The sequence below is a fragment of the Peribacillus sp. SRI_006 genome (genome assembly GCF_057586375.1).
In genome coordinates this window covers 141,140-166,943 of record NZ_JBYCZT010000014.1, presented here as the reverse complement: position 1 = coordinate 166,943, position 25,804 = coordinate 141,140, and the positions used below count along the sequence as shown (strand labels likewise).

Genomic DNA, 25,804 nt, shown 5'->3' with positions numbered 1-25,804 from the left:
AATCTTTTCCATTTTGCATTTACTATAAAAGTGGATTAACCAGAAAATATCAGAAAGGGGACTTGAGATGGGATACATTGAAGATTTACGTGCTCTCGTTGGAACTAGAGCTTTGATACTTACTGGGGTCACCGTTTTGGTTATCGATCAGAACAGCCGTTTTCTAATGGTACAATCCGAAAAAATGTGGAAATTGCCGGGCGGCTTCATCGAATTAGGAGAATCTGCGGAAGAGGCATGCAGACGTGAAATTTTGGAGGAAACAGGAATTAACATCGGAAACCTTCAATTAATTGGCGTTTTTTCAGGGAAGGACTATTTTACGAAGCTGCCTAATGGTGATCAATACTTTTCAGTCAACATTGCTTACGTTACCGAAGAAATACTCAGCGGAGATTTAAAACCTGATGATATAGAAATACAAAAAGTACAATTTTTTAAATGGTCCGCTTTTCCGAATGATCTTTCTGAACGAGATCGCCAAATATTTCAAAGTTTTATCGAAAATTTGATTTTAGATAGAAGAAAGGGATTGAAATAGTGAAGACAATCGCTTTTTACATTAGAGAACCTATAAAAATCAATCAAGGATTTATGTACAATCAGATCATTATGCTGGATCAATATCGCCCTATTGTTATAGGCCCATACCCAAAATGCGACAATGTTCAATATCAGTTTGAACACTATTATAATTTGAACGAAATTCAAGACCTTGGAGCCTTCTTTAAGGAGCAAAATGTCGTAGCGATTCACGCTCATCAGGGGAAACATTCCATCGATATATTACCAGCAGCTATAGAGTATGATATACCTTTGGTTGTACATTTTCGAGGACGTGATTCTTCCACTCAAACATTTAAGAGATTTCGCAAAAATGTCCTCCGATATCAAAATTTAGTAAAACATGGAGCTGCTTGTTTTTCAGTCTGCCATTTTCTTGCAGATGAATTAAAAAAATTAGGATTTAAAGAAGATAAAATACATGTACTATATGGGGGGCTGGATTTAGATTTATACCCATTTGTCCAACGTTCCCTACCTAATGAAGGAGAAATCCGAATCTTGTCCGTAGCCAGACTTGTCGAGAAAAAGGGATTCCTTACACTTTTGAAGGCTTTTCAACGGATTCATCAGGAATACCCAAGAACGACACTGCACATCATTGGGACAGGTAAAGATGAAGAGAAGTTAAGAATTTTCATTGATGAAAATCAATTAAACGAGCGCGTTTTTCTTAGAGGACCAATGGATTCAAACCAAATTTCTAACGAATTAAGAGATTCCCACCTCTTTTGCCTTGCCAGTGAAACAGGCGAAGATGGTGATGTAGAAGGGATTCCAAATGCACTAAAAGAAGCTATGGCAAGTGGTTTACCAGTCATCTCCACCTTTCACGGTGGGATTCCGGAATTGATTGAGCATAAAAAAACAGGTTACCTTGTTCCTGAGAAAGATGATTTAAAATTGGCTCAAGGTCTAAAATATTTCCTGAGTCATCCAAGAGTATGGAAGAGATATACCAGAAGTGCAAGACAGGTAATTGATGAAAATTTCGATTTGAATAAACAAATCATCGAACAACAAAGGCTATACAGCTTAATAGAAAAAAACAACGAAATTAATTAACCATGAGTCAGTCCAAAATAACCTGTTGAGCTCGTAAAATCATTAATTTGTGGAAAGGTACATGTCATGCTTTTTAGCGATGGTAAAAAGTTTGTAATTAAATGAATGGCACTGAAAATAAAAGAACCAATAATAGTAGTAATTGAGTATGTGTGCAATAAATTAGCGATGTTCCTTCCTTTTGTCCCCGTCGGACTAATTTATACCCATGACGAAATCATAAAAATACTCCCAAATTACATTCCAAAAATACAAATTTAGTTCAGATCCACTATTCGTGTTTATTTATCGAGAATAGTATTTTACTAGAACTTAGTGAAGGCGCCAATTTTGTCCATATGATTGATCCCAGAATTCGGGTGATATCGTAGCATGCAAAAATGAGTTCTCAGGTACTGTATCAGTTACCAAGAAACTTATCCAATTGCCGTCTCTATGCTAAATGATGGGTTTTAACATCATTTGTATTCCTTCCCAAAGGAAAAAAGTGAAGTGCTGTACAAATTTCTTTTTAGAAAAGAAAAGTCATTTACCGAAACTTATAATGAATTTCATCAATCAATACAGAAGCAATAATGTTAATGAAAAAGATAAGGTGAAAATGAAAAAGAGCTAGACAAATATTTTTAAAGGAGACAAAGTGATATGACAAAATATCCAGTTAAATATGTACAAACATTAAGGGGCGGAACCGCACATGTCATTCTTTTCAGCGATGGTAAAGAATATGTCGTGAAGTGGTTCGATACTAAGAAAGACAGAGAAAAGGAAGTGGTCAATGAATACCTGATCGGAAAGTTGGCAGAGCTCCTTTCACTTCCCGTTATCCCATTTGATCTTGTATATATACCGGAAGATTTCATCAAGAAGACGCCTGAATTACAATCCACTCAACACAACTATAGTTCTGGATACCAATATGGCTGTGTATTTATTAGAAACAGTACCGTTTTCGAGAATGTTAGAGAAAATCCTCCCACAAAGACGGATGTTAAAAACCGGGATATGCTTGCCGGTATAACGGTATTCGACCAATGGGTGAATAACTCTGATCGAGGTACGATGAATGTCATTTTGGAAAATCTCAGCGATGGCGGATATTATGTCCATATGATTGATCATGGCAGAGTTTTTCCAGGACGCTACCAATGGTCTGCTCAAACATTAAGTGAAACACCAGTATATAACTACCATTGGCCTTTTTATAAGTGGGCCTTCTCTCTTCTCGATGATCACAAAGAGCTTACATCGTTTATAGAAAAAATTGTGAAATTGCCGAACAAATCGATCTATCAAGTAATCGAATCCCTCCCTAAAGAGTGGAATGTGAAAACGAAGGATAGAGATGCTCTCTACAAGTTTCTTTTAGAACAGAAAAATAAATTGCCTGAAATCGTTGAACGTATCATCCAGCATCATAGCAATCCCAAATAACGCTGGTTATTTCCATAGAAAAAAGTAACTCTTATTTGCTTTAAAGGAGTTACTTTTTTTATTTATAAATTTTTCCATTCTATATAGGATTCGGGAGCCATTTCTTTTAACTCTTCCATGAACATTGGTAATAGACCTAACTTTTTTAGGCCTTTGAATATCAACTCTGGTTTGTTTCGAATCCGTGTAAAGGAGCTATAATGATCTATTACTTTTAACTCTTCTTCCTTAGTTACAATAATGTGGCGCAAATCGGCATCCAATCTGGTAAACTTTAATCGCTTCATTTCTTTTAAAACAAAAAGAATTTGCCTCATCAATTTTTCGGATAGGATCCCCCCAGATTCTAAATATTGAAATAAAGTTGGCCCTTCAAGTTATTCCATAATAATATAGTTATACCCCACCTCATAAAGCCGTGGAATAGTGGGAGACTCCTGTGCAATTTTTAATACATTTCCCTCTTTAGCCGCAAATTCTGGTTTTGCACAAATTTTCACACATTTATCTGAAGAAATTTTAAAAACGGCCCCTTGCGCCCCCTTTCCGATTAGTGGAAACGACGTCGGATTTTTTATCACATCCACTTTTTTAATTCCTTCAGTTACACAGATAGATTTAAAGTCCTCCACTTTCAATCACTCCTTAACATTCACTATCGTACTATTACTTTTTATCCTTTGTCTCTTTTTCTCTAAGATTCTTGGTTTGAAATCCTCCGTCCCCTTTTCATTGTGCACATTCTGAAAGAAAACGGCTTTGATAGGGTTAAGAGAATAGTTTATATAAACCCTTCTATAATAAAAGAGGAATGATATACCTTTCACAAAAGTGAACAAGCAAGCATCATTTTTACTCTTATTTGAACAGAAGGAAAAATTCACGTAAGGATTTTAGTGAAAATACACACATGAAAATCTATGCAAAGAGACTTGTTCATATTGTGAGCTTCCTATATTTTATGTAAAAGATTAAAGTTTGCTATAGTCAAGCGCCAGTTCATCCAGTAATTTTTACTTGTCGACGGAAATAAGTAACAGATACATAACAATGTTCATGGTATAATTAACATAGGAAAACGCTTACAGAATAATCCAAACTTTTTGTTCTGAAAATTCATTCTTTTGGGAGTCGATGAAAGTTGACAGTGGATAATAAAACAAGTAAAGAACAAACGATTTTTAATCATATTGGAAATAAAATCAAAACGGAAGACAGAGAAATAAATATAGTTGCTAGATTAGAAGAACCTCTAATTGTAGTTTTAGAAAATGTTTTGAGTGACGAAGAATGTGACGGACTTATTGAAATGTCAAAAGACAAAATGAATCGTTCCAAAATTGGAGTTACGCACGAAGTAAATGAGATAAGAACAAGCAGCAGTATGTTTTTTCAAGAAAATGAATATGACATCCTTACCAAAATTGAAAAAAGGATATCAACAATCATGAATATACCCGTTGAACATGGAGAGGGTATTCAAATTCTTAAATACACTCCTGGACAAGAGTATAAAGCTCATTTTGATTTTTTTACATCTTCAAGTATTGCAGCAAAAAATAATAGAATTAGCACAATCATCTTGTACTTAAATGATGTGGAGCATGGAGGGGAAACTTTTTTTCCTAAATTGAATTTTTCAGTATCCCCGGGAAAGGGAATGGCTGTGTATTTCGAATATTTTTACAACGATAAAAACCTAAACGAACTAACTTTACACGGTGGGGCGCCCGTTATCACGGGGGAAAAATGGGTTGCAACACAATGGATGAGGAGACAGAGTAGCCGCTCATGATGTGTATACGATAGACTTTAAAAGCCTCAATTTTAGGTGCCTAATGAACAATGGCACCTATTCGTTCATTTAAAATTCTCCTATTTAAAATCGCCAAACATAAAATAATGATCAATAGTCTAAATTGACACTGTTTCGTCCCATCAAACTATTTCCGACGTTTCAAATTACGCTTTTCCCCTAGGTTTTTCTTTAGGTTTGATGTAAAAATACCTTTACATGCATTCACTATTCATTTACCTTTGTTGCTCTTTCTAAAATTATCGTAATCAGTCTTAATGTAATGAAATACCTTCGCGTTACCATTATGGTCTGGATGAGTTATTTTTAGTAACCCTTTATATTCTGCCAATACTTCTTTATCGCTCGCCATTTTAGAAAGCCCTAATTTTTCACTATAATCATTGGATTGAATAGTGGAGTCCATCATGTAATTGTTTCTGATTTTTTCTTTTAATTTTATCAATTCATTACGTAATTCAATATTTTCTTTTAATAAATCCTTTGATTCATTTTGTAATTCACTTTTCTCATTCTTTAGAATGGCAACTTCCTTTTTGAACATATCCCTTTGCTGAATCAATATTCTTTTTGCTGTCTCATGAAGCTCTTCGATACCTTCTATATGCTTTTCTTGAGCTTGTATTTTTAATTTTAATCGGTGTATGATTTCGTCCTTATTTTGATTTATACTATCATTTATAGCCAGCTTTGAAGCTGTGTCATCACTTATGTATCCGGTGTTCCTCTTTCCGTTCCCGGCGTATTTAATCTTACCTTCGCCAAGCCAGCGCCTGACAGTCTGTACACTATTACTTTCTGTTACTCCTGCATCTTTTAACATTTCAAATGCTTGATCTGTGTCATCCATTATGTATCCGGTTTTCCTATTCCCGATGCCTCCCTCATATTTAATCTTACCTTCACGAAGCCAGCGTCTAACAGTTTGTATACTACTGCTTTCTGATACTCCTGCATCCTTTAGCAGGTCGAAAGCTTGATCTGTGTTCACATTGTTTCCCCTTTCCCCTTATTACGCAATGAATGGTTACTTCGAATGATATGATAGTACCTTATTAAAAGGAAAAATTTTTACAAAGAAGGAGCCTAATTTGTATGTCAATGTTTTAAATAATAGCATAGGCATATTCTAAACAAAGAACAGATAGATGAAGAATATATGACGAATATCACAGGGAGATAACGATAATGTATCAGAGTAAAATTGTGGAACCAGAAAACTACGTATTCATGATATCATTGGTGGAGTGACGAGCTATATATATACATTCAGATTGAATCTAGAATCCAGTGACAGTGAGAATGAACGCCTACTTAATCTATAAACGTGATGTTATCTTATATGCTTCCGTGGGGGATCTTTTGATGCCCTATGAAAAGAGATAAGAGTCATACTTAAAAATCCCGGTCTCTCAGTAATATTAATGAGAAATCGGGATTTATTTATTCACACATTACAGCTGCAATTATTCACCAAAACAGCTGTTATTATTTAACAAATTATTTTTCACCCTCTGTATAAATTTGAAAGGTTACACCGAATTTGTCTGTTACAATCCCATAAGCAGGGCTGAAAAAAGCTTCCTGCAGAGGCATTTTTACTTCTCCACCTTGCGACAAAGTTTCAAAGATTCGTTTTGATTTTTCAATTTCGTAAATTGAAATACAGATCGTGACTTGATCACCAGATTGACTGGTTTGACCTGGAAACGTATCCGAAAACATGAAGTCCGTTTCCCCAACCTTTAACATTGCGTGTGCCACAAGATCCTTTGCTTCTTCTGGCAGAGGAAATTCAGGATTTTCTGGCATTTCTCCAAAAGTTTGATTAAAGAGGACTTTTGCATCCAATGCTTTTTCGTAAAATTGAATCGCTTCCTTCGCATTTCCGTTCATCATTAAATATGGAGATAATCGCATGGTCATAATTAGATGACTCCTTTTGTTTTGATTTTTTTACTAAGCTTGGAAATTTCCAAGCTTGCTTTTGAACTGTCAATGGCAATAATCACTATACCATTATTAACCATGATTGAATTTTATAACACAGAACATGTGTTCGTCAATGGGAATTTACAGAAAACTATCAAATTTTCTACATGTTGAATTGAAAATTCCAAGGTTATTGATGTATAGACAAAGTATGTCACGTTATGGCAGTTATGGAAAACTTCTTTTATTCGTGGTTTTTCAAATCATGAAGCATTTCAAATAAGAATAGGTGAAATGAAAAAGGCATGACCCTAGTAGATTACCGGTATCATGCCTCAAGAAAAAAGTGTTGGAATTTTTGTAATGTCGCTTAGTCTTATTAACTTGCTATCCTTTCTGAATCCTGTGTTTTTTTTAGTTTTGGTAACTTAGAGTCTATAGATAGGAAGCGGCTTCCATTCAATACTAGGTGAAGGGCAATAATCATAAGAACGAGATCCAGTTCATACCCTGAGCCTTCCCCATTCCCCATAAAACCTGCTGGGAATTTCACATAAACAATTGCACCAGCCATGATGAATACAAGGAGGGCAGAAATTATTCTTGTTCCAAGACCTATTATTAAAGCAATTCCTCCAACCAATTCAATCATACCGACTACATAGGCCATGAATCCCGGAATGCCTATACTTTGAAACCACCCTGAAGTGTTTTCCAATCCACCTTTGAATTTTGACAAACCATGCAAGAAAAATGAAATTCCCAACATAACCCTTAATAAAAAGGTACCGATTTCTTGTTTATTCATGACACATCTCCTTTTTTATATTTAACACTACAAAGTGTAGTGTAAAGTGGTAAAAAAATCAAGTGAAAGTCATCAGACAATCACTATAGTCATTCCTATAAGGATAACCAAAACATAAATGGAAACAAAAATCGTGGTAGTTTCAGCCCTTAAAGGAATTGTTTTATGGGGATCAATTAATTGCTGAAGTCTATAGTTAACTGATTCATTCGAGAAATGAACAAGGATAGGAAAGGATTTATCAGTGCACCCATGTTTAATTAACTTCAATAAAGCGGCACTTATTCCTAATTCAGTCCCCATTTTATGAATCGCATTTTCGTCGGCTGATAATTCACTTATTATTTTGTAATTTTTATGACACCATTTTGTCAATGGGACAAACCATAACGCATTTGAAATCAACTGTAAAATAAAGATGACCAGTGGATCATATTTCTTTTGGTGAAAGGCCTCATGCTCCACTACCGCTTCTAGTTCATCAAAGTCCAGTAATCGAATTAAACCAGTACTGAACACAATGAAAGGCCGCCTGAAACCAATCGTAAACGCAAGAGGCTGTTCAGCGTTCACAACTAAGATATCATTGTTGACCCGATTGAATGTTTCATTTACATTCCTTGTCATATCAACGTTTTTTGAAAGAAAAAGCTTTTGTTTAAACCTTCTGGATAAGAAATATTGCTCTGCAATTTTGAATAAGGTGCTCAATATACTATAGGATATTATTATACTGAGCAGTGTGATGACCACAAAGTAGTATATTGAATCTTCCTTGAATAAACTAAAACAAAATTTAAAGAAATTAGCTTTAATATTCACGCCAAAAAAGATGTGTACTAAAAAAGCTCCCATTTGGCACCATACCACACAGGCAATTAAAAGACTCAGGCTTATCACAAAATAAGACTTTCTCTTCCACATTATAATTTATCCTTTTTTAACGATTGAATTTTTTGTTCCAATTTTTCAATTAAACCTTGGTCAGCGTCTTTCATGGCATCCAGCATATGGCTTATGACCGCTCCACCAAATTCATCCAGCAAGTTCTCAGTCAGTTTCTTTGACTGCTCTTCAAAAAACTCCTCTTTGGACTGCACCGGGCGAAATAATGAAAGCCTTCCTTCAGACCTTTTTTCAAGAATGCCTTTTTCGACTAAACGATTCATGACGGTCATTACTGTGTTGAAATTGATAGGTTTGTCAACTTCCAATGATTGTTGAACCGCTTTAATGCTTTGTTCATCTTTATCCCATAAATATTCCATGATATTTGCTTCCAATGGACCAAAGAAACGATTCAGTCCAACTTCATCATATTTAAAATTTTTAATATTCATCCTTTTCCACCTCCCACTACAAATTGTAGTGGAAATACCTGTTACAATCAAGTTTCATCCGGAAGATTTGAACGTTGATTTCCACTCCGGGTACTCGCTTTCACCCCAGGAGTCTCTTACCTTCCGTTCCAATCAACTGAAACGTTTATAAATAAAAAAATGTAGGTAAACTGGCTTTTCTTCGAGTTTGACTACAGTCTAAAACGAGCCTTTTACAGGCAAGTTTTTATAATTAATAGTAATCCATTGTCCTCCATTTCCTCAAATTTATAAATGCTTTATAAAAAAGGAAGTCAATTTTATCTAGGGCTTCATTATTTAGATAACCAGCTGAAAGGAACACAAAGTGCATTGGATATAATTATGACGATTAGTAGCAAAACCGGTAGCAGTCGAATAGTACTAAACAAGAAGCAATTTAAGAAGATTTTTTATAGCTAAGTACAAAACTTGTAGGAGGATCCTTCGAAAATTTGCCAACTTCCATATTGAATTTGCAATCATAGGGATTTTTCATCTTATACCAGTAAGCCACTGAAAGATTTCATTTATGAGTGTAATAAAGGGAACAATGTTTTTTTTGTCCCATCAGAACAAGAAGCGATCGATAACTTGTCTAAAGCACTATAAACATTACCAGAAAAATTTCTAAAAAAGACCTGGATCTTTATACTCGGTTTTCTTATTGAGCTAACTCAGCTATAGAAACAACTAAAAACCTTTGGCATTGCTTATTACCAAGTCCTTCTGGTTCTCCACCTTTATTACACAGGAATTTAAAAACGAGCCTATTGGGGCCCGTTTTCAGTATATCGTCGGCATGGTCTTCTAAAAACCTTCATTTTTACCGGAAACTTGTATCTATTTTTTTACTATTTATCCGGATGATCACTATTAATCGTAACTCTTTGTGCAAGTTCCTCTATTTCAGCAGAATCATAAAAATGATATCCTTTTGCCGTCGTTTGTGCCGCAACGTACATTGCAGCAGCTACTTTGTTTGCTTCTATTGCACGATATGGACGTAAAGGGCCTACAAAGACAAATTTTGCAAAAGTACTTAGCAGCCCAGAAATCTTTTCACCTGCCCTGAATTCCTTTCGTTCTCCAAGAAGTAAGGAAGGACGGAAAATATGTACAGTATTCAATGCCAGATGTTGTAATGTACCTTCCACATCACCTTTAACACGGCTGTAGAAGAACTTTGATTTGGAATTGGCACCCATGGCCGTAATGACGAGAATTTTTTCAACATTGGATGTCTTCGCAAATCTAGCTGCTTCAATTACATAATCATAATCCACTTTACAAAATGCTTCCTTCGATTTAGCCTTTTTAATAGTTGTACCCAAACAAATGAACACATCGGTGACTTTGAACAAATCGGCATACTTGGATAAATTACCGAAATCCACAACATGACCTATGCATTTGGAATCGGCGAGTTTCAGTGCCCTTCTTGTCAGCAAATGGATTTCACTATAGATTTTGCTTTTGACTAGCTCTTTAACCAACTGGGTGCCTACCATACCTGTAGCGCCTAAAATCAATGCCTTCTTATTAGTCATGATTTCCTTCTTTCTATAATTAGCTTTTCAATCAACCATTTCCTTTTTAACAAACTAGCTTAATAGGACTAAGATAAATGATTCACTTGATTGAAATCATCAATTATCCAAGAATCAACTTCAAATCTAATCGTACTCAAACATGCATTGAACAAGCGCATTTCGTTGGATACGATTGACTCATTTGACATCAAGCGTAAAATAAAATGAATGACGGCTCCATGTGCAACAAGTATAACTTTCTTCTCAGGATACTCCTTCTGAATGTCCTGGAGCCCATACACAAGCCTGTTTCGTAGAGATTCCTGATTTTCCTGACCAGGATAATCTTTATCCCTGAATGCAGACTTCCTTTCCGCTGCAGTCATTCCTTCAGCGACGCCAAAATTCTTTTCTATGAATTCCATTTTTTCAATAACCGGTACTTCAATATAGTGCGAAATGATATCCGCCGTCTCCCTTGCCCTCTTCAGGGGGCTTGTAATAATTACATCCCAATCATCTTTTGACAAAAATTCACCACATTGCCGTGCCTGTATCTTTCCAAGTTCATTTAAAGGAATATCAGTCTGCCCTTGCAGCTTTCCTAGTGCATTCCAATCTGTTTGACCATGCCGCACTAAACAAATAGTAGTAATTGTCCTCAAACCCCTCTAAGTAGATTGTTATTTTCTCACTTCTTCAATGATGGAATGTCCTTCAGTCCGTTCGAGATCTGACCATTTCCACTTTTCATGCAAGCGCAACCTTCCATCAGGCAGCATTTCAGGGGTGGAAAGGCAGCTGCCTCCTCTAATTTCCCCTTTTTCATTGATATGATTATATCTGAATTCCAGAGTTCCATCCAGATTGACCAGCCCTATTAAAGTCCCTTTAACAATCTCTCCCCCCTGATAACTTGCTGAAAGAATTGAGCCGTCTTGTGAATAGTGGAAGGTAGTATTTCCTGACACTTCTCCATTTTCAGAATTGACTTTAGCTTTGAATATCCGACCATCATAATTAAACATCATCATTCCCCCATATGAATTAATAAGGATAATGATACCAAATTTATTAAAAAAAGAATATTGAAAAATCTTATGAGAATTTTAATTCTGTGTCCATGGAAATGACACAAAAAATACATAATATTCCCCATTGAATTCTCCTATTATGATGTGGTTATATTAGGGAAGATGTTACTTATGGAATGAACAATCCCTAATTTGAAACGTCTAATCAAACTGGAAGATTTTGGTGAGGTGCTCAAGTGAAAGAAATACTTCTGATTCTACTATTACAACTTATTTATGTTCCGATTTACACATTGCGAACCATTTTCTTAGTAAAAAATATTACCATACTCGCCTCGATACTGGGTATCGCAGAAATGTTAATATACGTTTTTGGATTATCCCTCGTATTTGGCGGTGACCAAAGCATACTCGCCATGGTTGTATATGCAGTTGGTTTTGGAATCGGAATAATTTTTGGTACGAAAATTGAGCAAAAACTTGCCATCGGTTTTATTAATGTAACCGTTAATACTCAAACCAAAAATGAACATTTGGTAGATACATTGAGGAACAACGGATTTGGTGTAACTCTTTATACGGGCGAGGGCAGGGATAGCAACCGTTATCGTATGGAAATCTTGACCAAACGCAATCGGGAACAAGAATTGATAGCAACCGTTGAAAAGTTTGAACCTAAGGCTTTCATCATTTCATATGAACCACGTTATTTTAAAGGTGGATTTTTATTGGATCGGTTGAAAAATAAAGCAAGCTGAAAATGAAAAGCAAAAGCCCATCTTATTAAGATGGGCTTTTGCTTCAGACTGTAGAAAAACTCGATGAAAGTTGAGTTTTTCTACAGTTTTTTATGGCTTGTACAATTTGGACGTTGCTTTCCACTCCAGGCACTCGCTTTCCGCGGGCGGTCCGGGAGCCTCCTCGGCTTTCGCCTGCGGGGTCTCCCCTGGACACGCTTTTCCCGCAGGAGTCTCGAACACCCGCTCCAATCAACTTTGTTTTAACTTTTAGATAGAACACTTTTGCCTAGAGTCATTTTTGTTTTAAAATAGAAGTATTAGAACCTGAGGTAATGAGGATGCTTTCTAAACATGATTCTATTCAGCGAGATCAACTTGAATAGAGGCTGCCATTGACTTCACTTTCATTTATGACTTGGTGAAAGATATGTAATCAGTAGGACGCCGAAGTTATTGATCCAGTTATTTTAATTAAACTGACTTTCATTCAATATTCCTTCGGTATTCGTTCCATGCGTAAAATGATTGAAGAAGTTGAAACAAATATGGCTTACCATTGGTTCTTAGGTTATGGTTTCCATGATAAAGTACCTCCTACTCCACGTTCGGGAAAAATTATAAGCGACGCTTTAAAGATACAGAACCTGTTTGAACAGATTTTCAATCGCATTTTAATGACAGCTACTAATAAAAAGTTAATAAGTGCTGAACAAGTTTTCGTGGATTCCACACATGTGAAAGCCAGTGCGAATAAACGGAAATTTGAAAAGAAAACGTCTTCAAGAAGAAATCATTCCAGATCGTGAAAACCATGGAATTACAAGCTACCTATTTAAGAGAGAAATCATACCCGCTTTACATTATACACATCCTCGCACAAACTTCCGCAAACAGGACTATGTCGATGAATATATTGATTGTTACCTTTGCCCTTCGGGAGAGCTATTAAAGTACTCAACAACAAATAAATAGGGCTATCGCGAGCATAAATCCCCAAAACACATCTGTGCAACATGCTCATTTTTATCTCGGTGAACAGAAAGCAAAGACGGTCAAAAAGTGGTGACTCGGCATATCTGGCATACATATGTGGAAGAAGCAGATCATCTGCGTCATCATCAAGATGTAAAACCTATATATGCGAAACGTAAAGAAACGATTGAGCGTGTATTCGCAGATGCAAAAGAAAAGCATGGTATCCGTTGGACTTCTTTAAGGGGACTTAATAAATTGTCGATGCAGGCGATGCTTACTTTGGCTGCCATTAATTTAAAGTAGATGGCCATTTGGACATGGCAAGGTCCAAAAATGTTCTAACATAGTGGGCTCGTAGAGCCCCAATCTCTGAACATTGGGGGAAAATTCAATGGGAATTTCAAAAGGGGTTCGGAATTTTTAATTCCGAACCCCTTTTGCTTTATTTCGTTTTTGATTTTCTTATTTTCACTGCCCTTGTTACCGGTTGTTTTTTAATCCACTTTAAATATTTTTTTAATGCTTCATCATCTTTTAACAAAAGCACGGTATTTAGTCGGATGGCCAGTTCTCGGTTTGAATACAGTGCGTGAATCTGTTTGTGGCAAGATTTACAGAGATAGGCTATGGGTAAATGGCTTCCGCCAAATTCTCTAGGTGTTAAATGATGGATGGTCAGTTCTATCTCATCCCTGTCACAAAGCTCACAAGTACCTATCATTACATTACTCGGCCAATTATGGCTTTACGGATTTTCCTTCTTCAACAATATGAAACATCAAATGGGCAAGATGATGGATTGGTCCGTACTCTTCATTGTCATCATCTTCTTCATCCTCCACTTCCACTTCATCCATCCCTTGTAAATAAAGTGCCATGAACTCATAAAAATCATTTTTAGTAAAGGAGTAACAATCACTTGGATCCTGATTATCTTCTTCATACTGTAAAACTAGATGGGATAAATCACCCTCATCATCTTCAGCATCAAAAAATACGAAATAACCGATATTTGTATCCAGTTCAAATAATCTGCGAAATCCGCGTGATGTTGCTTTTTCAAACTCAGCCGACGTCAATTTTTGCACTTGCATGCTGTCTACATTATCTTCTTGATGAAAGCCCACGATAAATGTGTTCATAATCAAACCTCCTGTTGAATATGGATAACCATTAGTATCCCCATTTAACCGAATTTATTCCATTTAGAGGTTTGTTTCTAAAACGACCGGGCAATGATCGCTGCCCATGACATCGCAGTGAATGTTTGCCTCTATTAAAGAATCCGCCAGACGTTTTGAAACAATGAAATAATCGATTCTCCACCCAATATTCCGCTCCCTGACTTTTGCCATATATGACCACCAAGTATAAGAGCCTTCCTGGTCTGGATAAAAATGGCGAAATGTATCGATAAACCCTGAATCAAGTAATTCAGTCATCTTTCCACGTTCTTCATTTGTAAAACCGGAATTCCCAATATTGGGTTTTGGGTTTTTCAAGTCGATTTCCTGGTGTGCGACATTGAGGTCACCACAAAAGATAACCGGCTTCACCAGGTCCAGTTCCTTAAGATATTTTATCATCTCATCTTCCCATTCGAGACGGTAATTCAATCTTGATAGATCCCTTTTTGCATTGGGGGTATAAACATTCACCATATAAAAACTCTCGAATTCCAGTGTTATGATCCTGCCTTCCGGCTCCTCATCCAGCTCTCCTACACCATATTTCACTGAAAGCGGTTTTTCCTTCGTGAAAATGGCTGTGCCTGAATATCCTTTTTTCAGTGCATAATTCCAATATTGATGGTACCCTTCCAACTCAAGTGAAATCTGCCCTTCTTGAAGCTTAGTTTCTTGAAGGCAGAAAATATCTGCATCCACGTCTTTAAAGTAATCTAAAAATCCTTTTTTAACACAAGCCCTAATTCCATTTACATTCCAGGAAACCAATTTCATATTCTCTTAAATTCTCCTTATGGCCAATTAATTTCTTTACATTTCAACTATACTATTTATCTGCTTTTTTTCCCATTAGAGTACATTCGAAAACAATCTGGCAAATGATTCTTTTGAACGTTCCAGTAAACCACGATTGTTATACCCGATAGGATCTAGTTTGTCACTATCCATCATATCCTCTTTGTAATGAGTGATGAGATCTTCAATGGTACGGCTGCCCATAAGAAAGACATTCACTTCAAAATTCAGGTGGAAACTCCTCATATCCATATTTGCCGTTCCTATGGAAGCCATATCACCATCTACGATAATAAGTTTCTGATGTAGAAAACCTTTTTTGTACGAGTATACCTCTACGCCGAATTGAAGCAGCTCACCGAAATAGGAGCGACTGCCGTATTGGGTTAAAAACCCATCATTTACTGCCGGAACCATGACCCTAACTTGTATCCCCTTAATTGCGGCATGTTTAATTGCTGCTTTAATCGCTTGATTTGGTACGAAGTATGGACTTGCAATCCAGATTGATTTTGTGGCGTTCGTGATAAGTGAATAGTAAAAATCACTCATGATCCCCTGTTGTGTATCAGGTCCGCTCGCTACCACCTGGACAGCTCCATCCCCTTGTACCACTTTATTCTTGAATTCTGGACGTCCTTGCAATACATCTTCGCCGCTGACATATTCCCAATCCAAAAGGAAAACGGTATGAAGCATATATACTGCTTCACCTTTAAGGATCATATGTGTATCTCTCCAAAAACCAATGCTTTTATTTCGGCCTAAATATTCCTCTCCTACGTTTAAACCTCCTACAAAGCCAACTTCCCCATCTATGATGATGATTTTGCGGTGATTCCTAAAATTAAATTTTTGATTGAAAAAACCGTGTTTCAATGGCGAAAAGGGATAGGCTTTAACCCCTGCATTTTTCATCCGTTTAACCTCATTATTTGAGAGGCTTAAACTTCCTGCCGCATCAAAAATGAATAAAACCTCCACACCATTTTTTGCTTTTTCAATAAGGATATCTATAATTTCAGTACCAAGCCTGTCGGAACGAAAAATATAGTATTCAATATGGATGAATTTCTCAGCTTTTCTTAATTGTTTTATGATTTCTGTAAACGTTTCGTTGCCATTTTTCAATACTTCCGTTTTCGATGATGTACTAATGGTGGTCTCAGATGCATTTTTGGCAAAAGCTGCGAATGATTTCTGATGATCATTCAAGAACGATAAATCTGGAGAGGATACCCGTGTAACAAGACTCTTCCATTCTTCTCGATCTTTTTTCCTTTTACTTCGGAATAAATACCCCTTTAAATAGAGCTGACCTGAGAATAGATAAAATACATATCCAAATACCGGGAAAAACAAAAGCACATACATCCATAAAAGTGTCTCGTGGGCAAATCTATTTTCGAGCATTAGTGAAAATAGGGTGATAAACATGACCAAAATATATAATCCAATAAAAAATAGCTTCACGTCGAAGCTAACTGAAGTGAACAGGATCATATAAACTGAAGCAATTAATATAAATAAAAATACAATTTCCATCCTTCTTCTTTTCATCTTTTCATTCTCCTACACAGCAATATTTTATATATAAATATCATATACCCATATTTGATGGTAAAAGAAACAAAACACTTACGAAAACCATATTCGCAAGTGCTTTGTGTATTACCTATCCAGTTATCACTTCATGACAGGAATCAAACTTTCATACAGCTCCATATACTTTAATGACGATGATGTCCAACTGAAGTCTAACTTCATTGCATTTTCGGCCATTTTCCTCCATCTTTTCGGCTGGAATTTGTACAGACCAACAGATTGCTCAATTGTATGGAGCATATCGTGTGCATTATAATTCGTAAAACTGAAGCCATTGCCTTCACCAGTAAATTGGTTATACGGTATGACCGTATCACGAAGTCCGCCAGTTTCCCTCACTAAAGGAAGTGTACCATAACGCAGTGCCAAGAGTTGGCCGATACCACATGGTTCGAATTGTGATGGCATCAGGAATAAATCAGAACCTGCATATATCCTTCTTGCTAACCCCTCATCAAAATATGTATGGACTGAAACCTGATTTGGATATTGGTCAGCTAAATGACGAAATGCCGATTCATATTGCTCTTCACCCGTACCTAAAAGAATGAATTGAACTCCTTGGTTCATCATTTCATGAAAAACATGGAGAACAAGATCTATTCCTTTTTGATCAACAAGCCTCGTTACCATTGATAAAACCGGGACGTCATCATTGACAGGAAGACCCAGCGATTCCTGTAGCTGACGTTTATTCTCCATCTTACCCTCATAAGAATCGAATGGAACAGCAAGATGTTCATCTGCTGCAGGATTATATTCCTCATAATCGATTCCGTTGATAATACCTTTAAGTTCACCTTTTCTCTTACGTAAAAACCCATCCAGATTTTCCCCGAAATAAGGTATCTGAATTTCTTCCGCATAACTTGGGCTTACCGTTGTGACAATGTTAGAAAAAGCCAGGCCGGCTTTCAAATAACTTACATTCCCATGAAATTCAAGACCATCGATATTAAAATATAACTCACTCAAATCGAGTAATTCAGCTAATACAACTTTAGGATAAACTCCTTGATAGCGTAAATTATGTATCGTAAATATCGTTTTAATATCCTGATAGAATGGATGGTTATGATAATGGGCTTTCATCAAAACGCTGACAAGGCCCGTTTGCCAATCATGGCAGTGTATAACATCCGGTTTTTCTTCCAAATATGGTAATGCCTCTAAAATTGCACGGGAAAAGAAGGCGAACCTTTCGCCATCATCGAAGAAACCATAACTACCATGCCTTTTGAAATAATATTCATTATCTAGAAAATAATATGTAATTCCGTTAGCTACAAGTTTTTCGATGCCACAAAATTGCTGGCGCCAGCCAACAGGAACTTCAATACTCGTCATATGTTCCAATTCCTGTTTGAATTGGTTAGGAAGATCCCCGTATTTAGGTAGGATGATACTTACATGGACTCCCTGTTTTTTCAGCGCTTTCGGGAGCGCGCCTATAACGTCTCCGAGCCCTCCCGTTTTTATAAAAGGGGCGCATTCTGAAGCAGCAAATACAACATTCATTGCCGCACCTCCTCTATCCTCTTTTAAATTACTTCCGCTTTTTTAATTACAGTAGGCTGTTTTAAACCAATGACTGATTTTTCACTAGTAACTCTCACTTCTTTATCAGTTATGATATTTTCAACGATGGCTCCTTCTTCAATCACGCCTTTTTGCATGATGATGCTATTTCTTACTATCGCACCCTTTTTCACCTTTACCCCACGGAAGAGTATACTGTTTTCGACAATCCCTTCAATATCACAACCGTTGGCTATCAATGAATTGGTAACCTTCGAAGAACTTGAATATTTGGTCGGTGCCTCATGTTTGATTTTCGTATAAACATCCCAAGTATCCCCGAAGAAAGAACGGATTACCGAAGGGTTCAGGAAATTCATATTACTGGCATGAAAGCTTTCAATCGAATGGATGAATGGCATATCACCTGTAAAGTTATAGCCTTTTACGGTAAAACGATGAAGATTTGCTTTCACAGCGTCTTTCAAAAAGTCATATTCCCCACTGGCAACACAGCTTTTGATCAAATTCACCAATAGCGATTTACTTATGATGAAAGTTTCTAGACAAACATGGTCACCAGGTCTAGGGATTGTATAAAAGCTAATGTCAGTTATGTCTTCATCCGAATCTACCGAGCAGGTGTGATAGATTGGTTTTTCAATCAATTCCCCTACATAATCCTTATATACCACCGTGATATCCGCTTTATGTTTTTTGTGATAATCAAGCACTTCATTAAAATCCAATTTGCATACATGGCTTCCTGGGGAAATGATGACAGTATCTGCCTCTGCACGTTCGAAAAAGCTGAGATGATCATAAAATTGCTTCATATCGCCTGTTACCGTTTCATCCGGATGTATAGGGGGCAAGATGTATAAGCCTCCTGAACGCCGATCCAAGTTCCATTCTTTACCTGAGCCAAGATGATCCATAACTGAAAGATACTTTTCTTTTGGGAAAACGGCTACTTTTGATACATCTGCATTAATGAGATTCGACATAGTAAAGTCAATCAAACGGTAGCGTCCACCAAATGGCACAGATGCTACATTACGGTGAGCAGTCAGATCTTTTAAATGTTGTCTTTCATTGATTAAGTTTATAATACCCAACACATTTTCCATAGCATCTTCCCCTTTTTCTAGTTAAGAGTGATCTTTTTTTTGTTTGGATTGATAATGGTCTGATTTTCACCAATTAAGGTAATATCGGATGTCACCGCTGAATTGCCAACTACGGCACCATCTTCTATAACACAATTACTGGCTATGATGCTTCTTTCTATATGAACATTTTTACCAATCGTGACATTAGGCATGATGACTGAATCTTTTATGGTTGAACCATAGCCCACCTGTACATTATAGGATAAAACCGAATGTTCAATGTTCCCATGTATCATGCATCCTTCATTGATAAGCGACTGACTGACCTCGGCATCCGGTGATATATATTGCGGTGGATGATTTGCATTGCGGGCAAAAATTTTCCATTGCTGATCATTCAACTGGAAATTTGGCGTATCCTCCAATAAGTCCATATGTGCCTGCCAAAGACTTTCGACCGTTCCAACATCTTTCCAATAATCATTAAAACGGTAGGCATATAGCTTTTTTCGATCTTCAAGCATTTTTGGAATGATGTTGCTTCCAAAATCATTGGAAGAATTTTCGTCTTTTTCATCATTGATTAAATACCGTCTTAGGGTTTTCCAATTGAAAAGGTAAACTCCCATGGAAGCAAGATTACTTTTTGGGTATTTTGGTTTTTCGTCAAATTGTGTGACTTTATCATCATCATTGGTATTCATGATTCCGAAACGACTTGCTTCCTGCCACGGCACTTGAATGACCGCTATTGTTGCCTCTGCATTTTTTTCGATGTGATAATCCAGCATCTTACTGTAGTCCATCTTATAAATATGGTCACCAGAGAGAATCAGTACATGTTCCGGATCATAGTTATCAATGTATTGGATATTTTGATAAACAGCATTTGCCGTCCCTTTATACCATTCACCGCCTTCTTTCCCTTGATAAGGGGGAAGTACGGAAACTCCGCCAACATCCAAATCAAGGTCCCAAGCTTTGCCATTACCAACATAATCATTTAGAATCAATGGCTGGTATTGGGTCAGTACCCCAACCGTATCTATACCAGAATGAGTGCAGTTACTTAATGGAAAATCGATGATTCTATATTTACCGCCAAAGGGAACAGCTGGTTTTGCCAAACCAATCGTCAATTCGCCTAACCTTGAACCCTGGCCTCCTGCCAATAACATTGCTATCCATTTTTTCGCTCCCATTATTCGGTCACTCTCCCCCGTCTTTTTTTTGTTTGCTTCATAAAAATAGAAATGCCTAATGGAGGTACAGTTATTTCCATACTGTATGGTTGATTATGGCATGGTATCTTTTTAACATTAATGGGTTCTTCATTGATCTGACCCGATCCTCCGAAAGCTGCTGAATCACTGCTGAAAACTTCTATATATTTGCCTTGGGATGGTACACCTATTTGATAGTGAGCATGAGCCTGTGCAGAAAAATTACAGACAACAATGCAATAATCGCCTTTGCGTTTACCTTTTCTCATAAAGGTGATGATACTTTGTTCACTATTGTTCGGATCGATCCATTCAAAACCCTCCTGGACATGATCCAGTCTCCAAAGGGAGGAAGTTTGGCTGTAAAAGTCCTGAAGGGTACGGAAGTAATATGCCATCTTTTCGTGGGATTCATATTCCAAAAGCAGCCAATCCAATTGTTCCTCATCTTTCCATTCTATGAATTGGCCAAATTCTCCTCCCATAAATAGAAGCTTCTTTCCAGGATGCGTCATGAAATACCCAAAAAGTAACCGTAAATTTGCAAACTTCTGCCAATAGTCACCTGGCATTTTATTCAATAATGACTTCTTGCCATGAACCACTTCATCATGTGAAAAGGGCAAGACAAAATTTTCTGAAAAAGCATAGAAAAATGAAAATGTTAAGAGGTTATGATGATATGGCCTTTCATTTGTTTCAAGTTTCATATAACGAAGGATATCGTTAGTCCATCCCATATTCCATTTGTAATTAAAGCCCAGGCCGCCTATATCGGTAGGTGAAGTGATAAGTGGCCGGTCTGTCGCTTCTTCAGCCATCATTAATGCATTGGGATATTTCTTGAAAACCACTTCGTTAAGTTTTTGTAAAAATTGTATGGCTTCCAGGTTTTCCTCACCGCCAAACTGGTTTTTCAGCTTGACCGGCAATGGATTATCATGATTCAAGTAAACCATTGACGATACCGCATCGACACGGACCCCATCAATATGGTATTCATCCATCCAAAACATTACATTTGATATAAGGAAACTGATTACTTCTGGTTTAGTAAAATCAAAGTTGTATGTCCCCCATAACGGGCGATCTGCTCTCGTGTAATCAATTGGTTCATAGAGAGGTGTACCATCAAAACGGGAAAGTCCATGCGCGTCTTTACAAAAATGGGCGGGAACCCAGTCAAGGATTACTCCTATGCCCTTTTGGTGGCAAAGGTTAATTAAATATTTAAAATCTTCCGGTGAACCGTACCGACTGTTTACGGAATAATAACCCGTGACCTGGTATCCCCAAGATTTATCAAAAGGGTGTTCCATTATGGCCATGATTTCAATATGTGTAAAACTATTATCAATCACATATTCAACTAATCTATCAGCCAATTCACGGTACGAATAAAATTCACCATCTTCTTTCTGTTTCCATGTTCCTGGGTGCACTTCATAAATGGACATGGGTTTTTGATAAATATTTTCCTTTTTCCTATCGGCTATCCACTTCGAATCTTGCCATTCAAAATTATCCAGCCTTTTAATGACCGAAGCAGTATTTGGTCTGACCTCCGAATAAAAGGCATATGGATCGGCTTTTAGGATACGTTTATTTCCGGGTGTATGTATTTCATATTTATAGAGTTCCCCTTCTTGTAATCCTGGTACGAACAACACCCAGATACCTGAACGCTCGATCCGTTTCATCGCATGATCTTTTCCGTCCCAAGTATTAAAATTACCGACTACTGAAACTTGCTTGGCATGGGGGGCCCAAACGGTGAATCGTACTCCTTCATTACCTAATGTTGTCACAATGTGTGCCCCAAGCATTTTATAGCTTTCATAAAGGGTGCCTTCATGAAACAAATACAAATCGAAATCGCTTGGATAAATCTCTTGTAGCTGGTCAATAATTGTACTCAATAAAACCCCTCCATCAGTATTAACTCGATAGTATTTTACCCATCCTTCCCCAGTTATTATATATATTCGATGAAAATGATATTAATCCTTCAATGGAGGTGAAGTTATTGTTATAAATAGCCGTTTTTTTGTAAATTTAAACACTTTTTTAAAGAAAAAAGACATTTATTGTAAAAATATTATTATACCAAGAAAAACTCTTCCCTTTTTTTAGGAAGAGCTTTAAGGTATCCAGTATGAATGCTTCATGTTATTTGTTCAGTTCGAATCATGGAAGTCTTCGTCAAGAATAAATAGGATAATGAGACTGACCATGCCAAAGGAGTATTCCCGTTTGGTATATTACTGCCTCCAATATATAACTCAGGAACTTCCCAATTTTCCGGAATGATCATTTTTGTTTTATCTATATATTCATTGACTTTGTTCATCATGCCAAGTTCAAGGTAGCATAAGCCCAACCATGGAAGCCCGAAACACCATTCCGCTTCTTGACCGTCATTATAATAAAGGTCCTTCTCATATCTAATGCAACCATTTGTTCTTTCTAGTCTTTCTGTGACATTCTTCAATATTTCAAGTGCTATTTCACGGTCTACCAGCCGATACGGATAAATCAACGATAAAAGGGCTAAATCCGTCTCTTTTGAATAACTTTCCCTTGGAAGCAGGAAACGAAGAGTTTCTTCTCCCTTTTTAATCAGTTCTTCCTTGACGTTTACCAGCATTTTGACTGAATTCAATCCAGCAACACATGCACCTATGCTTGAAGCGTGGATTTCTATATTTTCTTCCCACATCCCGTTATCTTCCGACTGCCAATATTGCAGGCATTCCAAGTAATTGACCAGCTTTTGGACAATTTCTAAATCACGTTGGTTTCTTATCACCTTTTTACCATGCCTATATCCTTCACCGACACCCCATAAAAAGGCACCTACCGCATCATTTTGGGCATGCCCCCACTCATCGGGCAGTTCTTTTAGCTCAGTGGAATACCTTGCATGGATATGTTCAAATAGAAACTGGGGTTTCTGCACCGTATGAATATCTATCTTCCACTCATAGGTTTGAAATAAGTCGAATAAAGCATGATATGCTTTTTCGTAACGATTGGACGGATCATTTATAAAAGGTATTACTGTATAAACGACATCCCTTATCCAGACATAATTATAATCATCGGAAACGCTTGCAGTATATGCACCATTAGGAAGCCGCATGCGATCAAGAACCTCTAGGGCACCATTAACATTCATCAATTGAACACCTCCATAGTTATTTGCTTATTCCCATTGTAGACAGACTCCCGTTTTCTAAACGTTGGTTGTTTCATTTTCAATTAGAAGCGCTTTCATTTCTGCTAACCAAAACGACCATTCAGAAGTACATTCACCCTAGTTTATGTAATCACTGGCCATTTTGATAATCAAGCTTCCAATGTTCATTAAAAAACGTCATTTGCCTAACCGTAATGAACGAACTCAAAAAGGTGCGGTTTATGAAATATGTTCTTGGGAAATGAAAAACCAGTAATGGCAATCCATTACTGGTTATATCGGCCTATCATTAAAATGTTTAGTAATCATTAAAAGAAATTCAGTAATTTCATCAAGGAAAGCAAGCCAATCATAACCGTAGCCAATCGTCTTCTCGTAAAAACGGCAGCCAGGAAAGCTGTAAAAAGATTCGGCCAAATCCAACCCATTATCCTAAAGTGAAAAGACCTGTTCTATATGCAAAAAGCGCCGCCATTAAGGCTACTTGCTCATGCTTTAGCCAATCGATGCCCCATTCAGGAATCTGCGCATTATTACTAAGCAACGCCAAAAGACCGATTCTAGGTATGAACGAGCCTGTTAGCAAAACCGATACTTAGGTATCCCATAAAATAGGTATACAATTCTTTACTCCTTGGCAATAATTCACCATCATTGACCTCGGAAAAGCCACCGCTTTTCCATTTTAGCATTATCCTGACTCGTATAATTTCACCGTTGTTTTAATAAGTTTCTTCAATTGCTTTTCAGCTGGCGAAGCAGAATGGGCAACTCACTATATATTTCGATGATCTCATTTATCGGCATTCTAACTAAACCGCTGGAAGAAGGGGCAACGAATTCCATGGTCTCATTGGATGTGGTTTCTTCTTGCAGCCCCCATGAGATTTTTCGTAATTGACGATATTCCTGATAGACACCCTTTCCTACAAAACAGACAAGTTTAGGTTTATACTTTTTTATTTTCCTTTTTAATTGTTTCCTTCCTTTTATGTACTCTTCTTTAGTGATATCGTCCGCTCCTTTTGTAGGCCTGGAAACGATATTGGTAAAACCATAACCTAAATCCAGCAATGACGAGTCTTCAGTCGGTTCATATTTCCTTGGTGTCAGCCCGGACTCGAAGAGGATTTTCCAAAAGCGATTATTTGGATTCGCATAATGATGACCAGTCTCCCCTGAACGAATGCTTGGATTGAAACCTACGAACAAAATATCCAAATTTCCCTTTAAATGATCAGAGATGCCTTCCATATTAAAACTCCTTTTCAAATTTGCTATTTAATCATTGTACAAAACTGAAAAATATTTAACTACCTTTTGAACGGTGACGGCTCCATAGTATGGGTGCATACCTGACAAATTGTATTTAGAAGACCTATTTCTCCTAAAACATTATGTTCTCCTTCACTGGACACACTGCCAGACATTTGATATGAATAGGATACCATAGTGGAGGTAAAGATTTTTTTCCAAGGAATAAATTGATAACCGATTTTTCCGATGTCCCGGCATAAAGCAAAAACCTGCATGCTTTTCAAAGCTTGCAGGGATTTAAATTAAAGGATATCCGCGACTTTTTTTCATGTACTCATCGTCGGAAATGACAGAAAGCTAAAGGACATTAAGAATATGGCTGAGTGCATTCAATTTGCCCATTCATTTACTAGTAGTGAATTGAAGACCAATTGTAGGCATGGGGAGGGCTAATGGGGGAACCAAGACAAGCGAAAGACCTGTTATTCCTGGTGGAAATCACTGGAATTTTTGGACGCTGAATTAGCCTCCATCAATCAAATTCTGATATCCAAACAGGCAGGGATTTAAATTCGATAGAGTAAAAGAAATAGTTCCTCCTATTATATTATGTGAAAGTGTAAATCACTCATTTGAACAGTAGGAGCTAT

At 37.0% G+C, this 25,804-nt stretch carries 27 protein-coding genes and 1 pseudogene; 7 read left to right on the top strand and 21 right to left on the bottom strand.

Annotation, left to right across the window (positions count from 1 at the left end; all coding sequences use genetic code 11):
* Window positions 1–67 precede the first annotated feature (67 nt).
* From AC2YHV_RS20640 to AC2YHV_RS20630, 3 genes are all read left to right on the top strand, one after another.
* Window positions 68–541, top strand: a complete 474-nt coding sequence (locus AC2YHV_RS20640; protein ID WP_057277580.1) for an NUDIX hydrolase — start codon at window positions 68–70, stop codon at window positions 539–541.
* Entirely contained in the window at window positions 541–1,629 is a 1,089-nt protein-coding gene (locus AC2YHV_RS20635) for a glycosyltransferase (protein ID WP_487373964.1), read from the top strand. Before AC2YHV_RS20640 ends, AC2YHV_RS20635 begins: the two co-directional genes overlap by 1 nt.
* A gap of 645 nt (window positions 1,630–2,274) precedes the next feature.
* Window positions 2,275–3,063 carry a HipA family kinase gene (locus AC2YHV_RS20630; protein ID WP_057277578.1) on the top strand — a complete coding sequence of 263 codons (789 nt, stop codon included), beginning with the start codon at window positions 2,275–2,277 and terminating at the stop codon, window positions 3,061–3,063.
* Window positions 3,064–3,125: 62 nt separating this feature from the next.
* On the opposite strand, the gene AC2YHV_RS20625 is transcribed toward AC2YHV_RS20630, so the two are convergent.
* Together AC2YHV_RS20625 and AC2YHV_RS20620 are read right to left on the bottom strand one after the other, a co-directional pair.
* Window positions 3,126–3,383: a hypothetical protein gene (locus tag AC2YHV_RS20625; RefSeq protein ID WP_411740210.1), complete on the bottom strand. Its 258-nt coding sequence runs from the start codon at window positions 3,381–3,383 to the stop codon at window positions 3,126–3,128.
* 57 nt (window positions 3,384–3,440) lie between these two features.
* On the bottom strand, window positions 3,441–3,695 hold the full coding sequence (locus AC2YHV_RS20620; RefSeq protein WP_487373963.1) for a hypothetical protein: 255 nt from the start codon (window positions 3,693–3,695) through the stop codon (window positions 3,441–3,443).
* Window positions 3,696–4,204: 509 nt separating this feature from the next.
* Here AC2YHV_RS20620 and AC2YHV_RS20615 point away from each other — a divergent pair.
* On the top strand, window positions 4,205–4,858 hold the full coding sequence (locus AC2YHV_RS20615; RefSeq protein WP_487373962.1) for a 2OG-Fe(II) oxygenase: 654 nt from the start codon (window positions 4,205–4,207) through the stop codon (window positions 4,856–4,858).
* A gap of 232 nt (window positions 4,859–5,090) precedes the next feature.
* Here the strand turns inward: AC2YHV_RS20615 and AC2YHV_RS20610 are convergent, their stop codons facing one another.
* From AC2YHV_RS20610 to AC2YHV_RS20590, 5 genes are all read right to left on the bottom strand, one after another.
* Entirely contained in the window at window positions 5,091–5,870 is a 780-nt protein-coding gene (locus tag AC2YHV_RS20610; protein WP_063576160.1) for a hypothetical protein, read from the bottom strand.
* Window positions 5,871–6,379: 509 nt separating this feature from the next.
* Complete coding sequence (locus tag AC2YHV_RS20605; protein ID WP_487373961.1) at window positions 6,380–6,805, bottom strand: VOC family protein; 426 nt, start codon at window positions 6,803–6,805, stop codon at window positions 6,380–6,382.
* Between the two features lie 385 nt (window positions 6,806–7,190).
* Complete coding sequence (locus AC2YHV_RS20600; RefSeq protein WP_057277572.1) at window positions 7,191–7,619, bottom strand: DoxX family protein; 429 nt, start codon at window positions 7,617–7,619, stop codon at window positions 7,191–7,193.
* 72 nt (window positions 7,620–7,691) lie between these two features.
* Complete coding sequence (locus tag AC2YHV_RS20595; RefSeq protein WP_487373960.1) at window positions 7,692–8,543, bottom strand: M56 family metallopeptidase; 852 nt, start codon at window positions 8,541–8,543, stop codon at window positions 7,692–7,694.
* Complete coding sequence (locus AC2YHV_RS20590) at window positions 8,543–8,959, bottom strand: BlaI/MecI/CopY family transcriptional regulator (protein WP_057277570.1); 417 nt, start codon at window positions 8,957–8,959, stop codon at window positions 8,543–8,545. The genes AC2YHV_RS20595 and AC2YHV_RS20590 overlap by 1 nt, the downstream gene beginning before the upstream one ends.
* A gap of 492 nt (window positions 8,960–9,451) precedes the next feature.
* On the opposite strand from AC2YHV_RS20590, the gene AC2YHV_RS20585 reads away from it, so the two are divergent.
* On the top strand, window positions 9,452–9,589 hold the full coding sequence (locus AC2YHV_RS20585) for a DUF4180 domain-containing protein (RefSeq protein WP_487373980.1): 138 nt from the start codon (window positions 9,452–9,454) through the stop codon (window positions 9,587–9,589).
* Between the two features lie 242 nt (window positions 9,590–9,831).
* On the opposite strand, the gene AC2YHV_RS20580 is transcribed toward AC2YHV_RS20585, so the two are convergent.
* The 3 genes from AC2YHV_RS20580 to AC2YHV_RS20570 form a co-directional block, all read right to left on the bottom strand.
* Complete coding sequence (locus AC2YHV_RS20580) at window positions 9,832–10,527, bottom strand: NAD(P)H-binding protein (protein ID WP_487373959.1); 696 nt, start codon at window positions 10,525–10,527, stop codon at window positions 9,832–9,834.
* A 68-nt stretch (window positions 10,528–10,595) separates the two neighbouring features.
* Window positions 10,596–11,165 (bottom strand): histidine phosphatase family protein, encoded by a 570-nt coding sequence (locus AC2YHV_RS20575; RefSeq protein ID WP_487373979.1) that lies wholly within the window; start codon window positions 11,163–11,165, stop codon window positions 10,596–10,598.
* Between the two features lie 27 nt (window positions 11,166–11,192).
* Window positions 11,193–11,537, bottom strand: a complete 345-nt coding sequence (locus tag AC2YHV_RS20570) for an avidin-fold protein (RefSeq protein WP_063576157.1) — start codon at window positions 11,535–11,537, stop codon at window positions 11,193–11,195.
* Between the two features lie 242 nt (window positions 11,538–11,779).
* Here AC2YHV_RS20570 and AC2YHV_RS20565 point away from each other — a divergent pair, with 242 nt between their 5' ends.
* A complete protein-coding gene (locus tag AC2YHV_RS20565) occupies window positions 11,780–12,301 on the top strand; it encodes a DUF2179 domain-containing protein (protein WP_034306915.1) in 522 nt (173 codons plus the stop codon).
* A 361-nt stretch (window positions 12,302–12,662) separates the two neighbouring features.
* Window positions 12,663–13,561 (top strand): annotated as a pseudogene (locus AC2YHV_RS20560) (transposase); the annotation flags it as partial.
* 139 nt (window positions 13,562–13,700) lie between these two features.
* On the opposite strand, the gene AC2YHV_RS20555 reads toward AC2YHV_RS20560, so the two are convergent.
* The 11 genes from AC2YHV_RS20555 to AC2YHV_RS20505 all read right to left on the bottom strand — a co-directional run bounded on the left by AC2YHV_RS20555 (window position 13,701) and on the right by AC2YHV_RS20505 (window position 25,151).
* On the bottom strand, window positions 13,701–13,979 hold the full coding sequence (locus AC2YHV_RS20555) for an HNH endonuclease (protein WP_082854622.1): 279 nt from the start codon (window positions 13,977–13,979) through the stop codon (window positions 13,701–13,703).
* A gap of 16 nt (window positions 13,980–13,995) precedes the next feature.
* Complete coding sequence (locus tag AC2YHV_RS20550; protein ID WP_034306917.1) at window positions 13,996–14,400, bottom strand: hypothetical protein; 405 nt, start codon at window positions 14,398–14,400, stop codon at window positions 13,996–13,998.
* A gap of 63 nt (window positions 14,401–14,463) precedes the next feature.
* Complete coding sequence (locus AC2YHV_RS20545; protein WP_053535122.1) at window positions 14,464–15,219, bottom strand: exodeoxyribonuclease III; 756 nt, start codon at window positions 15,217–15,219, stop codon at window positions 14,464–14,466.
* A 75-nt stretch (window positions 15,220–15,294) separates the two neighbouring features.
* Entirely contained in the window at window positions 15,295–16,800 is a 1,506-nt protein-coding gene (gene cls / locus AC2YHV_RS20540; protein WP_278089112.1) for a cardiolipin synthase, read from the bottom strand.
* Window positions 16,801–16,926: 126 nt separating this feature from the next.
* Complete coding sequence (gene glgA, locus AC2YHV_RS20535; RefSeq protein WP_487373958.1) at window positions 16,927–18,363, bottom strand: glycogen synthase GlgA; 1,437 nt, start codon at window positions 18,361–18,363, stop codon at window positions 16,927–16,929.
* 23 nt (window positions 18,364–18,386) lie between these two features.
* The gene (gene glgD / locus AC2YHV_RS20530; protein WP_057277565.1) at window positions 18,387–19,493 is read right to left on the bottom strand and encodes a glucose-1-phosphate adenylyltransferase subunit GlgD; all 1,107 of its coding nucleotides are present in this window, start codon (window positions 19,491–19,493) and stop codon (window positions 18,387–18,389) included.
* 17 nt (window positions 19,494–19,510) lie between these two features.
* On the bottom strand, window positions 19,511–20,677 hold the full coding sequence (locus AC2YHV_RS20525; protein ID WP_057277564.1) for a glucose-1-phosphate adenylyltransferase: 1,167 nt from the start codon (window positions 20,675–20,677) through the stop codon (window positions 19,511–19,513).
* Window positions 20,677–22,617: a 1,4-alpha-glucan branching protein GlgB gene (gene glgB / locus AC2YHV_RS20520; RefSeq protein ID WP_487373957.1), complete on the bottom strand. Its 1,941-nt coding sequence runs from the start codon at window positions 22,615–22,617 to the stop codon at window positions 20,677–20,679. The genes AC2YHV_RS20525 and glgB overlap by 1 nt, the downstream gene beginning before the upstream one ends.
* A 245-nt stretch (window positions 22,618–22,862) precedes the next feature.
* Window positions 22,863–23,876, bottom strand: a complete 1,014-nt coding sequence (locus AC2YHV_RS20515) for a glycoside hydrolase family 15 protein (RefSeq protein WP_034306927.1) — start codon at window positions 23,874–23,876, stop codon at window positions 22,863–22,865.
* A gap of 294 nt (window positions 23,877–24,170) precedes the next feature.
* Window positions 24,171–24,320, bottom strand: coding sequence for a hypothetical protein (locus AC2YHV_RS20510; RefSeq protein WP_487373956.1), 150 nt, complete (start codon window positions 24,318–24,320; stop codon window positions 24,171–24,173).
* A 312-nt stretch (window positions 24,321–24,632) separates the two neighbouring features.
* Window positions 24,633–25,151 carry a mismatch-specific DNA-glycosylase gene (locus AC2YHV_RS20505; protein WP_487373955.1) on the bottom strand — a complete coding sequence of 173 codons (519 nt, stop codon included), beginning with the start codon at window positions 25,149–25,151 and terminating at the stop codon, window positions 24,633–24,635.
* Between the last annotated feature and the right edge of the window lie 653 nt (window positions 25,152–25,804).